Here is a 12,828-nt window from a genome sequence, read left to right on the forward strand (position 1 = left end):
CTGTGGCCTCTTCCTTATCAGTGATCCTGGCGGATGCCATCCGGGCAGATCGTCCAGCTCGCCCACTGGGCCGAGCCTCCGTGGGGGTGCGCTGTGATCCGCCGCTGTCCGGGGACGTTGCTGTCAGCCGTCGCTGTCAGCCCACTGGGCGAGCAGGTCCATAGCCCGGTTGTGGAACTCCCGCTCGGCCTCACGACACGGGGCGAGGAAGAATGCACGCTGAGCTTCGCCGAGGCCGCAGCCGAGCAGGTGCATGGTCACGAACACCGCCTCTATGCCATTGCAGCCGCGGTCCTTCAGGTACTGCTGCAACGCGTCTGTATCCCGGGTGTCGCCCCACGTCGGTCGGGCTTCCTCCACCATGGCCGCGATGCGTGCTTCCCGAGCTGCGCCCAACCCCACACGATCCCCCTCTGACGGGTTCCCCTGGGAACTAGCCAGCCGAGTCTGCCACCTGCGGCCACTCGGCGCCTCTGACTTCTGGCCTGCGGCGGCGTGATCGCTGTCTGTCAGCGTTGGTCGGCCTTGGTCTGCTTCGCACGGCCCGGGGACGGCCCGGTGGCAGCGCTCGCGGGCACCTCGATCACAGGGCAATAGGTCGATAGGCCAGAGCCTGGTCGACTACCTCTGCTGCGGACGGCTCGCCCCTCTTTGGCCAGAAGATCAGAGCGCTGACGTATCCGCGGGGGCACCTCAGGGCGCTGTCGAGCTGCTCCAGCACGCGGTCTACCTCTTCCTCGGAGGCGTAGTCGCCGCTCATGATCCGCTGCACAAGCGCGACGGCCTCCTCACGGCTCATCTTCACGGCACTGCCCTCCCCGCTTGCCCGCCGGTGCCCCACCGGCCTGAGCCTACCCGCGCGGGCGTTGGCGCGATCTTTGGCCAGTGGCCTGCCCGGGCTGGGGTCGAGCATGGCCAGGGGGCCATACGCTGGCCGCGAATCGGGCTGGCTCCTGCCTGCCCGCCTTTAGCCCGATCGGCCCCCTGGTCTTGCTCGACGTCGGGTCCCGGACCGGGGAGGTGGCTAAAGATCGTGTCGGCGCCCGCCCCAGTCCCGGCCGGCCTGGCTACCCTCTCCTTGCCTTGCGGCGCGGCGCGGGCCGCCGCCGGAGCGGGGCGAAGACAGGAGCGACGGCGAGCGGCGCCGGGTCGGCGCCGCAGCGAGCGAAGCGAGCGCCTTGATGGAGTAGCGAAATCCGTAACCACCCTGCCTCCCACCCCTTCCCTTGATCTCTGGCCGGTGGGCTAGGCGTCCGTTACGGCTGCGTCGTACTGCCCTCGTAGCTCCACGTCCGGCCGGTGCCTCGGTACTGCGAGACCGGGATGGGGTCGACGCCTGGCCTCATGTGTGCGGTGTAGAGCGTGCCCTCAAGGTGGTCGATCTCGTGGGCAACGAGGCGGGCCACGCCGTGCTCGAACATCGTGATCCGGCGCTGGCCGTCGATGTCCTGGTGCTCGACGGTGATGCCGAGTGGGCGGGGGACCATGCCTCGGACGTCGAAGAAGCTCCAGCACCCTTCGTACTGCTCGTCGGTCTCGGCGGACTCCTCGATCACCCGGGGGTTGAGGAGAGTGAGGGTCTCGCCGTCCGGGGTGCGCACGATGGCGGCGGCGCGGTCGATACCGATTTGTGGGGCGGCACAGCCCATGCCCTTGCTGAAAGTGTGGATGCCTGCGGCTCGCTCGGCTGCGGAGTTCAGCTCGGCGACCACGCGGCGGGCGTCCTCGGCTTCCGCCGGGAGGTCGAAGGGCCGGGCCTGGCCGGTGAGGATCGGGTCTCCGGCCTGAACGATCCCGATCGATCGCATCTTCTCGCTGGCGCTCGTGGGCATGGCTGGGCTGGCCTCCTCGTGGTTCGGGCAGGCGCGGAACTTCCACTCCAGCCGGTAGCGGGCGTGCAGTGGGGGATCGTCGGTGGTCCAGGAGAAGATGCGCCGGTCTGCTTCTGCGGCCTGCTGGATGGCGGTGCGGAATGGGAAGGCAGCCGCGGTCATCGTGGTCTCGGTGCCCCAGACAGCCGGGTCCAGGTCGGCGGGGAAGTTGAGCCGGACGCTCAGGCGCTCGGTGGGCAGGCGGACCGCGCGCTGGAACCAGGTTCCCCACTTGTCGTCGCTCACCGTGTACGAGTACTCGATCCATGCCGCCTCGCCCGGGTAGAGCGGGTAGCGGCCGTACTCGTTCTCGAAGAGGAGCCACAGCTCTTTGAACGCGTCGCGGTCGTGCTGGACGCGCCACCCGATCGGCTCGCTGCCGACCTTCGCGCTCAGGCTGATCTCTTCCCAGGTGAGGGGGTTCTCCCGGTACAGCTTGTTGGAGCGCTCCGGGCTGCCGGGGTAGCGGTCCACCGAGATCCGGATGAGGTACTGGGTGATCGGGTCCGGGCTGGCGTTGTAGATCTGCCGCCGCTGGGTCGCACGGTAGGTGCTGCCGTCGTAGAACAGCTCCGCGTCGTCGTGCTTCACGATCAGGCTGGCAGGCTGCGCGTCGGCGGCCTGGTGCTCGGCGGAGTGCTGGTGCGGGACCGTGGCCCCCGGCCGGCCGTGGCTCTCCAACTCGGCGAAGGTGCGGCGCAGTGCTCCGCCTGCGGATAAGACCCGGTCGGCCTGCTCCGCGAACTCCTGGCTCGGCCGCTGCTGCCCGCCCTCGACCTTCGAGACGTAGGAGGGGGTGTAGCCGACCGCCTTGGCGAGCGCCGATTGAGAGAGTCCTCGCACGTCACGCCACGACGTACGACGAGGCGGCCGAGGCGCTGGCCGTGCTCCAGCAGCAGGAGCGCAAGGGCGTGCCGGTACCGGATAAGACGTGGAAGGTGGGGGACTTCCTGGTCCACTGGCTGGCCGAGATCGTGAAGCCGAACGTCCGGCCGACGACGTACAGCAAGTACGAGACGATGGTGCGGCTCTACCTGGTGCCCGGTCTGGGCACGAAGCGGCTGAACAAGCTGGGCTCAGCGGATGTGCGCACGTTCCTCAACGACTCGCTGTCGGCGGGGGTCGGCCGGTCCACGGTGGCGGAGTGCCTCAAGGTCCTGCGGAACGCCCTCAACCGGGCGATGCGGGAGGAGCTGTTGCTCCGGAACGTGGCTGCGCTGGTGGACATGCCCAAGGTGACCAAGAAGGAGTCCATCCCCTGGTCCGCCGATGAGGCCGTCGTCTTCCTGAAGCGGGCGCGGTCGCACCGGCTCAACGCGGCCTTCGTCCTGGCGCTCGTGCTCGGCCTGCGCCGCGGTGAGCTGCTGGGGCTGCGCTGGGTGGACCTCGATCTGCCTGGCGGTGTCGCCCATCCGCGCAAGCAGGTGCAGCGGGAGACCGGGGCCGGGCTGGTCCTGGTGGACCTCAAGACGGAGACTTCAAAGTCTGCGCTGCCTCTGCCCCGGCTCTGCATCGAGACTCTTGGTGAGCGTCGGCGCCTGCAAGAGCTGGAGCGGGAGATGAAGGGCACGGCCTGGCAGGAGACCGGGCTGGTGTTCACCTCGGCGGCCGGCGGGCCTGTCGACCCGGACGGCTTCTCGGGGACCTTCGAGCGGCTGGTGAAGCGGGCCGGTGTCCGGCGGGTCCGACTGCACGACACCCGGCACACCTGCGGCACCCTGCTGGCCGCTCTCGACGTGCACCCGCGCTATGCCAAGGAGATCCTGCGGCACAGTCAGATCACGGTGACGCTGGACATCTACACGCACGTCACGTCGGCCTCGCAGCGGGCCGCCGCCGCCCGGCTCGGTACCAAGCTCCGGGACGGCCTGCACGGGCGTTGATGTCAACCGTGGATGTCAAAAGAGGCACCGAGGAAAGTCCTCGGTGCCTCTTCGCTGGTGGGGCTAACAGGACTTGAACCTGTGGCCTCTTCCTTATCAGGGAAGCGCTCTAACCGTCTGAGCTATAGCCCCGCGCTGCACTGAAAGATTAGCGGATCGATGGCCGAACGCCCAAATCCGTATCCGCGCGCGCCGCACACCCACCGAACGCAAGGCGCAGCTCAACGGCCCGACGGCAGCGGGCCCGGCCCCGGCGGATGCCGGAACCGGGCCCGCCGGGGCCGGGAGGGTCACTCCTCCTCGGCGAGGGTGACCTCGACGCCGCCCGCAAATCCGGCCGCGGTGTTGTAGATGAAGGCGCCCAGCGTGGCCAGGGCCGTCAGCAGCACCACATCGACCACGCCGATGATCGTGCTGAACATGAAGGTCTTGCCGAAGGAGAGGTACGACTGGAGGTCGAAGCCCTGGCTGGTGTCGGAGCCGGTGACCTCCTTGAGGGTGCTGCCGACCGAGTCGAACACGCCGATCCCGTCGAGGACCATCCACAGCAGACAGGACGCCACGATGGTGATCACGCCCAGCGCGATGGACAGCAGGAAGCTGACCTTCATCACCGACCAGGGGTCCACCTTGGTGATCCGCAGCCGTGCCTTGCGGGTGCGGGCCGAGCCGCCGGCCGCCGAGGGGCTGCCGGAGGGTCTGCGGGGGGAGGTGACGGGTCCGGTACGGGTGCCCCGGGCCGGGGTCTGCCCCTTGGCGTAGGTGGTGGGCTGCGAGTAGCCGCCCGTGCCGGCCTGCGCGGCGCCGGTGCCCACCGTCGGAGGCGTCTGCGGGGGCTGCGGAGGCTGTGCCGGCTGCGGAGGCTGCGGCGGATAGCCGTAGCCCCCCTGCCCCTGGCCGGCGTCGGCCACCGGCGGCATCAGCGAGGTCGAGGCAGCCGGCTGCTCGGTCGGTGCCCGGTGGCCGCCCCCGGGCGTGTGCTGGCCGCCCTGGCCCCTGGCCTGCGCGGATCCCTGCCGGCCCCCGGCAGCTCCACCGCCTGCCGCGCCCGTGGCTCCACTCACCCTGGTCCTCCCGCAGTTCCCCTCCAGGCCGGTGGTCTCCGCCCTGGTCAGTCCAAATGGTCCCGCACCGGACGGGTCGCCCGGTGGCGGTCAGCCGTCCGGCCGGACGGTCTCCACGGTAGTCCGCGGTACCGTCCGGCCGTCCCGGCTGGGAAGCGATCCTCAGGACTGGTCGGTCGTGCCGTCCGCCGTCGTCCCGCTTCCGCTGTCTCCCCCATTGTCGACTGCCCCGGTCCCGGCCTCACCGCTCGTCGGCTCGCTGCCGTCGGCGGAAGGGGTGCCGTCACCGTTCTCGTCCTGGTCCTCCTCCTCAGCCTCCGCATTGCGGGCGATGCCCACAACCGCGTCGCGCTTTCCGAGGTTGATCAGTTGGACGCCCATCGTGTCACGTCCGGTTTCACGAACGCCCGAAACCCTGGTCCGAATCACGCCACCGGAGAGCGTGATGGCCATGATCTCGTCGGTCTCCTCGACCACCAGGGCACCGACCAGGGATCCCCGGTCCTCGACGATCTTGGCCGCCTTGATGCCCAGACCGCCGCGGCCCTGCACCCGGTACTCGTCCACCGGCGTCCGCTTGGCGTAGCCGCCGTCGGTCGCCGTGAAGACGAAGGTGCCCGGACGGACGACGTTCAGCGAGAGCAGTTCGTCGCCCTCCCGGAACGACATGCCCTTCACACCCGAGGTGGCACGGCTCATCGGCCGCAGCGCCTCGTCGGTGGCGGTGAAGCGGATGGCCTGGGCCTTCTTGCTCACCAGCAGCAGGTCGTCCTGGGCCGACACCAGCTCGGCGCCGATCAGCTCGTCGTCCCGGCCCTCCTCGTCGGTGCGCAGGTTGATCGCGATCAGACCGGCCGAGCGAGGCGAGTCGTAGTCCTTGAGCGGGCTCTTCTTCACCACGCCCTCGCGGGTGGCGAGCACCAGGTACGGCGCGTCCTCATAGGTGCGGACGGCCATCACCTGCGCGATGTGCTCGTCGGGCTGGAAGGCCAGCACATTGGCCACATGCTGACCACGGGCGTCACGGCCGGCGTCCGGCAGCTCGTAGCCCTTGGCCCGGTAGACCCGCCCCTTGTTGGTGAAGAACAGGATCCAGTTGTGGGTGGTCGTCACGAAGAAGTGGTCGACGATGTCGTCCTGCTTCAGCTGGGCCCCGCGCACACCCTTGCCGCCGCGCTTCTGCGAGCGGTAGAGGTCGGTGCGGGTCCGCTTGACGTAGCCGCCGCGGGTGATGGTGACGACGATGTCCTCTTCGGCGATCAGGTCCTCGATGGACATGTCGCCGTCGAAGGGGATCAGCTGGCTGCGCCGGTCGTCGCCGTACTTCTCGACGATCGCCGCCAGCTCCTCGGAGACGATCCCGCGCTGCCGGGTCGGCGAGGCCAGGATCGCGTTGTACTCCTCGATCTTGGCCATCAGCTCGTTGTGCTCGTCCGTGATCCGCTGGTGCTCCAGGGCGGCGAGCCGGCGGAGCTGCATCTCCAGGATGGCGTTGGCCTGGATCTCGTCGATCTCCAGCAGCCGCATCAGCGCGCCGCGCGACTCCTCCACCGTGTTGGAGCGGCGGATGGTGGCGATGACCTCGTCGATCGCGTCCAGCGCCTTCAGCAGGCCGCGCAGGATGTGGGCGCGTTCCTCGGCCTTGCGCAGCCGGAAGCGGGTACGGCGGACGATGACGTCGACCTGGTGGTTGACCCAGTGCCGGATGAAGCCGTCCAGCGACAGGGTGCGCGGCACCCCGTCGACCAGCGCCAGCATGTTGGCACCGAAGTTGGTCTGCAGATCGGTGTGCTTGTACAGGTTGTTGAGGACGACCTTGGCGACCGCGTCCCGCTTGAGGACGATCACCAGTCGCTGGCCGGTCCGTGAGGAGGACTCGTCGCGGACGTCGGCGATGCCGGCGACCCTGCCGTCCTTCACCAGATCGGCGATCTTCAGCGCCAGGTTGTCCGGGTTGACCTGGTACGGCAGCTCGGTGATCACCAGGCACTGGCGGCCCTGGATCTCCTCCACCTCCACCACGGCCCGCATGGTGATGGAGCCGCGGCCGGTGCGGTAGGCCTCCTCGATCCCGCGGCGCCCCACGATCAGCGCGCCGGTGGGGAAGTCCGGGGCCTTGATCCGCTGGATCAGGGCCTCCAGCAGCTCCTCGTTCGAGGCCTCGGGGTTGTCCAGGTACCACTGGACACCCGAGGCCACCTCGCGCAGGTTGTGCGGCGGGATGTTGGTGGCCATGCCCACCGCGATGCCGGTGGCGCCGTTGACCAGCAGGTTGGGGATCCGCGACGGCAGGCAGGTGGGCTCCTGGGAGCGGCCGTCGTAGTTGGCGGCGAAATCGACGGTGTCCTCGTCGATGTCGCGCATCATCTCCATCGCCAGCGGCGCCATCCGGCACTCGGTGTACCGCATGGCGGCGGCCGGGTCGTTGCCCGGGGAGCCGAAGTTGCCGTTGCCGTCCACCAGCGGCATCCGCATCGACCACGGCTGGGCGAGGCGCACCAGGGTGTCGTAGATCGAGGCGTCACCGTGGGGGTGGTAGTTGCCCATGACGTCGCCGACGACGCGGGCGCACTTGTAGTAGCCCTTCTCCGGCCGGTAGCCGCCGTCGTACATGGCGTAGAGCACCCGGCGGTGCACCGGCTTGAGGCCGTCGCGCACCTCGGGCAGCGCCCGGCTCACGATGACGCTCATCGCGTAGTCGAGGTAGGAGCGCTGCATCTCCGTCTCGAGCTCGACGGGCTCGATACGCAGGGCCCCGCCGACGAACTGGTCGGGGGAGGGCATGGTCTCGCTGGGGTCCGGCTGCTCGCCGTCGGGACGGTTGTCGTCGACCACTGCTGGTCAGTTTCCTTTCGCGCGCTGCTGTCCTGGCATCCGACCGGGCGGGGGTCAGACGTCGAGGAAGCGGACGTCCTTGGCGTTGCGCTGGATGAAGGTGCGTCGGGCCTCGACGTCCTCGCCCATCAGGACCGAGAACAGGTCGTCGGCGCGGGCGGCGTCCTCCAGCGTGACCTGCAGCAGCACCCGGTGCTCCGCATCCATGGTGGTGACCCGCAGCTCCTCGGCGTTCATCTCGCCGAGACCCTTGAAGCGCTGGATGGCGTCGTCCTTGGGGAGCCGGCGGCCGTTCTCCACACCTGCCCGGATCACGGCGTCGCGCTCGCGGTCCGAGTAGACGTAGTCGAAGTCGTCCTTGCTCCACTTGATCTTGTACAGCGGGGGCTGGGCCAGATAGACATGGCCCGCCTCGACCAGCGGCCGCATGAAGCGGAAGAGCAGGGTGAGCAGCAGCGTACGGATGTGCTGGCCGTCCACATCGGCGTCGGCCATCAGCACGATCTTGTGATACCGCAGCTTGGCGATGTCGAAGTCCTCGTGGATGCCGCAGCCGAAAGCCGAGATCAGCGCCTGGACCTCGGTGTTCTGCAGCACCTTGTCGATCCGGGCCTTCTCCACATTGAGGATCTTGCCGCGGATCGGGAGGATCGCCTGGACCCGGGGGTCACGGCCGGACTTGGCCGAGCCGCCGGCGGAGTCACCCTCGACGATGAAGATCTCGCACTCGGAAGGGTCCTTGCTCTGGCAGTCCGAGAGCTTGCCCGGCAGCGAGGCGCTCTCCAGCAGGCCCTTGCGACGGGTGAGGTCGCGGGCCTTGCGGGCCGCCACCCGGGCGGTGGCCGCCTGGATGGACTTGCGGATGATGTCCGACGCCTCGGTGGGGTTGCGGTCCAGCCAGTCGTTGAGGTGCTCGTGGACGACCTTCTGCACAAAGGTCTTGGCCTCGGTGTTGCCCAGCTTGGTCTTGGTCTGGCCCTCGAACTGCGGCTCGCCCAGCTTCACCGAGATGATCGCGGTGAGGCCCTCGCGGATGTCCTCGCCGGTGAGGTTCTCGTCCTTCTCCCGGAGCAGCTTCTTCTCCCGGGCGTAGCGGTTGACCAGACCGGTCAGCGCCGCGCGGAAGCCCTCCTCATGAGTACCGCCCTCATGGGTGTGGATGGTGTTGGCGAAGGAGTAGACGCCCTCGCTGTAGGAGCTGTTCCACTGCATGGCGACCTCGACCGAGATCGTCCGCTCCCGGTCCTCCGCCTCGAAGTCGATGACGGTGGGGTGGACCAGCTCGCCCTTGCGGGAGTTGAGGTACTGGACGAAGTCGGAGATCCCGCCCTCGTAGTGGTACCGGACCGAACGCGGCTTCCCCTCCTCGTCGGAGTGGTCCGGGCGCTCGTCGCTGAGCGAGATGGTCAGCCCCTTGTTGAGGAACGCCATCTCCTGGAACCGCCGCGACAGCGTCTCGAAGGAGTACTCGGTGGTCTCGAAGATGTCCGGGTCGGCCCAGAAGGTCACCGAGGTGCCGGTCTCGTCGGTGGCCTCGTTCTTGGCCAGCGGCGCCGTCGGCGCACCCAGCTTGTAGTCCTGGGACCAGCGGAAGCCATCCGCCTTGACCTCCACCGAGACCCGGCTGGAGAGCGCGTTGACCACCGAGACACCCACACCGTGCAGTCCGCCGGAGACGGCGTAGCCGCCACCGCCGAACTTCCCGCCCGCGTGCAGCACCGTCAGCACCACCTCGACGGCGGGCTTGTCCTGTCCGGGCACGATCCCCACCGGGATGCCACGCCCGTTGTCGATCACTCGCACGCCACCGTCGCGGAGGATGGTGACGTCGATGGTGTCCGCATGCCCGGCGAGCGCCTCGTCGACCGAGTTGTCGACGACCTCGTAGACGAGGTGGTGCAGGCCGCGCTCACCGGTGGAGCCGATGTACATGCCGGGGCGCTTCCGGACGGCTTCGAGCCCTTCGAGGACCGTGATCGCGCTGGCGTCGTACGACGTCCCGTTGCCGGGAGTGGTGTCGGAGGTCTCAGGGGACTGGTTGGGGTTGCCGGAATCGGCCACGAAGCGCCCTTTCTGGCACAGCGCGGACCGCATCCCCTCCCAGTTGGGCAGGAGTCGACGCGGCCACGGCGTTCGTCTCAGAACCGCAAGCGGCGGTATATTGCTTCCAGTCTACCGGTACCGCTGACATAGATGGGCGTTTGCCAGCCCCTGAGGGCTGATGTGCCGCTCCCAATCCCCTCCGCACATGTCCCGATACTCAGGCGGGGGGCCAACTGCGCTCAAATGGGCACCCAGGCTCTCCGCAGCGCCGCTCGGCTGCCGGCGGTCCCCACTTGGAGCGGCGGACGCTCAGCCCCAGGTGTCCCTGGGGCCCCGGCTGCCCGGCGCCCGCAGCCGCCCATAGCTCCGCGGCGGCCCCGCCGGCCCCTGGACCTTGATCACCTTCACGGTGCCGTGCCCCAGCTCCTTGTTCAGCCGGGCGACCAGCTGCGGGGCCAGCAGCCGCAGCTGGGTGGCCCACGCCGTGGAGTCGCAGCGCACGCTCAGCTCGCAGGACTCCTCGCCGTAGTGCTCAGGAGCGCAGTGCGCCGCGATCTCGGGGCCGACGATCTGCGGCCAGCGGCCCATCACCCCGCCCACGGCAGCCGGGGTCTCCCAGCCCCGCTCGGTGATCAACTGGCGCATCGCGGCCCCCAGCGGCACCGGGTCCCGTCCGTCGGCGCGTGCGCCGCTGCGCAGCCCGCGCCGCTTGGACTCCTTCTTCTGCCGGACCTGCTCCCCGCGCTCCCGGGCCTGCTCCTTGGCGGCGCGCAGCGCCACCCGGGCCAGGTCCACCCCTGACAGCGCCGGACCGGAGGGCTGCCGGGGATCGGGCCCGGAGGCCTCGTGGTGCGCATCGGTCACGGGAGCCCGTTCCTTCCCCAGCCGCAGACGGTGAAGTGGTCCAGCCTACGACCTGAACGCCCGATCCGGACCCGGCAGCGGCCGCCCGTCCCACGGCCGCAGGCGACCGGCACCCGGGGAGGCGGCACCCCGCGCCGGGGACGCCGGCCGGACACCCGCAGCGAGGCGGCAGCGGTCATGTGATGCGCCGGACGTCACCGTCGGCGACGGCGAACCGGGCACCCGCCAGCGCCGGCGGCACGTCCTCCGGCACCGCCGCGGTGACCAGCACCTGCTCACCCGGGGCGACCAGCTCCGCCAGCCGGTCGCGGCGACGGCTGTCCAGCTCCGCGAAGACGTCGTCCAGGACCAGCACCGGCTCACCGCCGTCCTGGCGCAGCAGCTCATAGGAGGCCAGCCGCAACGCCAGGGCGTACGACCAGGACTCGCCATGGCTGGCGTAGCCCTTGGCGGGCAGCGGCCCCAGTCTGAGCAGCAGCTCGTCCCGGTGCGGCCCCACCAGCGTCACGCCGCGCTCGATCTCCTGCTTGCGCACCGAGGCCAGCGCATCCAGCAGCGCCTGGTGGGCCTCCTCGCGGGAGCCGGGCGGCGGTCCCTCCACCGAACCGCGGTACTCCAGGGCGGTGGGACCGCCGCCGGGGGCCAGCTGCTCGTAGGCCTTCTCCACCAGCGGCTGCAGCGAGGCCACCAGCTGGAGGCGGAAGGCCGTCAACTCGGCACCGGCGCGGGCCAAATGGCCGTCCCAGACGTCCAGGGTGGACAGGTCCGCCCTGCCGCCGCCCGCCCGGCGGGCCATGGCGGCGGTCTTCAGCAGGGCGTTGCGCTGCTTGAGGACCCGCTCGTAGTCCTGCCGGACACCGGCCAGCCGGGGGGCCCGGGCGGTCAGCAGCTCGTCCAGGAAACGCCGGCGTTCACCGGGGTCGCCCTTCACCAGGGCGAGGTCCTCCGGGGCGAAGAGCACCGTCCGCAGCAGGCCCAGCACATCACGCGGACGGACGTTGGAGGAACGGTTGATCCTGGCCCGGTTGGCCTTGCCGGGGTTGATCTCCAGTTCGATCAGGGTGGAGCGGCCGTCCCGCAGCACGCTGCCGCGGACCACGGCCCGGTCGGCACCCAGGCGTACCAGCGGCGCGTCCGCGGCCACCCGGTGGCTGCCCAGTGTGGCCAGGTAGCCCACGGCCTCGACCAGATTGGTCTTGCCCTGGCCGTTGGGGCCGACAAAGGCCGTCACGCCCGGGTCCAGGGGAACCTCGACCCGGGCGTAGGAGCGGAAGTCGGCGAGCGACAGATGCGCGATATGCATGGTGTGCTGATCGCGCGGGGTCCTGTGCCCGCGCTGACTTCCTCTCCGGAACGGTCGGACTGGGTCAGGAGACGGCCGGCGGCTCGACGTCGGCGCCGGGGGCGTCCGCGCCCTTGTGGTCGCTGACGGCGGTGACGGCGTGGCCGCCGAACTGGTTGCGCAGCGCGGCGATCATCTTCATCTGCGGGGAGTCGTCCTGACGGGACGAGAACCGGGCGAAGAGCGAGGCGGTGATGGCCGGCAGCGGGACGGAGTGGTCGATGGCCGCCTCCACCGTCCAGCGGCCCTCGCCGGAGTCCTCCGCGTAGCCGCGCAGGTGCCCCAGGTGGGGGTCCTCCTCCATGGCCCGGACGGCGAGGTCGAGCAGCCAGGAGCGGATGACCGTGCCCTCCTTCCAGCTACGGAAGATGTCGTGCACATTGGTGGTGACCTCGGCGGCCTCCAGCAGCTCCCAGCCCTCGGCGTAGGCCTGCATCAGGGCGTACTCGATGCCGTTGTGGACCATCTTGGCGAAGTGTCCGGCGCCGACCTTGCCGGCGTGCACGAAGCCGTACTCGCCCTCCGGCTTCAGGGCGTCGAAGACCGGCTGCACCTTGGCGACGTGCTCGGCGTCACCGCCGACCATCAGTGCATAGCCGTTCTCCAGGCCCCAGACGCCGCCGGAGACACCGGCGTCGACGAACCCGATGCCCTTGGCCGCCAGCGTCTCGGCGTGGGCGATGTCGTCCGTCCAGCGCGAGTTGCCGCCGTCCACGACGATGTCGCCGGGCGAGAGCATCTCGGCGAGCTGGTCGACGGTCTGCTGGGTCGGCGCCCCGGCCGGCACCATCACCCAGACCACGCGCGGGCCCTGGAGCTTGTCGATGAGCTCCTGGAGGCTGCTGACATCGGCGAGGTCGGGGTTGCGGTCGTACCCGATGACGGTGTGACCGGCCCGGCGGATGCGCTCGCGCATGTTCCCGCCC

General features: G+C 69.8%; 10 protein-coding genes and 1 tRNA gene. 1 reads left to right on the forward strand and 10 read right to left on the reverse strand.

What is annotated here, in order from left to right; all coding sequences use genetic code 11:
* Positions 1 to 123: 123 nt before the first annotated feature.
* From AOK09_RS30875 to AOK09_RS30885, 3 genes are all read right to left on the reverse strand, one after another.
* Positions 124 to 363 carry a hypothetical protein gene (locus AOK09_RS30875; protein WP_055590532.1) on the reverse strand — a complete coding sequence of 80 codons (240 nt, stop codon included), beginning with the start codon at positions 361 to 363 and terminating at the stop codon, positions 124 to 126.
* A gap of 220 nt (positions 364 to 583) precedes the next feature.
* Positions 584 to 799, reverse strand: a complete 216-nt coding sequence (locus AOK09_RS30880) for a bacteriocin immunity protein (protein ID WP_175609371.1) — start codon at positions 797 to 799, stop codon at positions 584 to 586.
* Positions 800 to 1,256: 457 nt separating this feature from the next.
* On the reverse strand, positions 1,257 to 2,714 hold the full coding sequence (locus AOK09_RS30885; RefSeq protein ID WP_055590534.1) for a peptide deformylase: 1,458 nt from the start codon (positions 2,712 to 2,714) through the stop codon (positions 1,257 to 1,259).
* A gap of 41 nt (positions 2,715 to 2,755) precedes the next feature.
* Here AOK09_RS30885 and AOK09_RS30890 point away from each other — a divergent pair, with 41 nt between their 5' ends.
* A complete protein-coding gene (locus AOK09_RS30890; RefSeq protein ID WP_055590535.1) occupies positions 2,756 to 3,754 on the forward strand; it encodes a site-specific integrase in 999 nt (332 codons plus the stop codon).
* A 55-nt stretch (positions 3,755 to 3,809) separates the two neighbouring features.
* Here AOK09_RS30890 and AOK09_RS30895 read toward each other — a convergent pair.
* The 7 genes from AOK09_RS30895 to gnd form a co-directional block, all read right to left on the reverse strand.
* Positions 3,810 to 3,886: transfer RNA gene (locus AOK09_RS30895), tRNA-Ile, on the reverse strand.
* 158 nt (positions 3,887 to 4,044) lie between these two features.
* Entirely contained in the window at positions 4,045 to 4,818 is a 774-nt protein-coding gene (locus tag AOK09_RS30900; protein WP_063796126.1) for a DUF3566 domain-containing protein, read from the reverse strand.
* A 162-nt stretch (positions 4,819 to 4,980) separates the two neighbouring features.
* Positions 4,981 to 7,602: a DNA gyrase subunit A gene (gyrA, locus tag AOK09_RS30905; RefSeq protein ID WP_055590539.1), complete on the reverse strand. Its 2,622-nt coding sequence runs from the start codon at positions 7,600 to 7,602 to the stop codon at positions 4,981 to 4,983.
* 105 nt (positions 7,603 to 7,707) lie between these two features.
* Positions 7,708 to 9,747, reverse strand: a complete 2,040-nt coding sequence (gene gyrB, locus AOK09_RS30910) for a DNA topoisomerase (ATP-hydrolyzing) subunit B (RefSeq protein ID WP_055590537.1) — start codon at positions 9,745 to 9,747, stop codon at positions 7,708 to 7,710.
* A gap of 258 nt (positions 9,748 to 10,005) precedes the next feature.
* The gene (locus AOK09_RS30915; protein WP_079063570.1) at positions 10,006 to 10,560 is read right to left on the reverse strand and encodes a DUF721 domain-containing protein; all 555 of its coding nucleotides are present in this window, start codon (positions 10,558 to 10,560) and stop codon (positions 10,006 to 10,008) included.
* Positions 10,561 to 10,735: 175 nt separating this feature from the next.
* The gene (recF, locus tag AOK09_RS30920; RefSeq protein ID WP_055590538.1) at positions 10,736 to 11,863 is read right to left on the reverse strand and encodes a DNA replication/repair protein RecF; all 1,128 of its coding nucleotides are present in this window, start codon (positions 11,861 to 11,863) and stop codon (positions 10,736 to 10,738) included.
* 64 nt (positions 11,864 to 11,927) lie between these two features.
* Positions 11,928 to 12,828, reverse strand: a 901-nt coding sequence (gnd, locus tag AOK09_RS30925) for a phosphogluconate dehydrogenase (NAD(+)-dependent, decarboxylating) (RefSeq protein WP_055590541.1), incomplete at its 5' end; no start/stop codon positions are given.

It is taken from the genome of Peterkaempfera griseoplana, from assembly GCF_001418575.1.
GTDB classification, from domain to species: domain Bacteria; phylum Actinomycetota; class Actinomycetes; order Streptomycetales; family Streptomycetaceae; genus Peterkaempfera; species Peterkaempfera griseoplana.

Coding starts and splice junctions, on each gene's coding strand:
- AOK09_RS30875 (WP_055590532.1), bottom strand. CDS start 363: ATGGTGGAGGAAGCCCGACCGACGTGGGGCGACACCCGGGATACAGAC.
- AOK09_RS30880 (WP_175609371.1), bottom strand. CDS start 799: ATGAGCCGTGAGGAGGCCGTCGCGCTTGTGCAGCGGATCATGAGCGGC.
- gyrA (WP_055590539.1), bottom strand. CDS start 7,602: ATGCCCTCCCCCGACCAGTTCGTCGGCGGGGCCCTGCGTATCGAGCCC.
- gyrB (WP_055590537.1), bottom strand. CDS start 9,747: ATGCGGTCCGCGCTGTGCCAGAAAGGGCGCTTCGTGGCCGATTCCGGC.
- recF (WP_055590538.1), bottom strand. CDS start 11,863: ATGCATATCGCGCATCTGTCGCTCGCCGACTTCCGCTCCTACGCCCGG.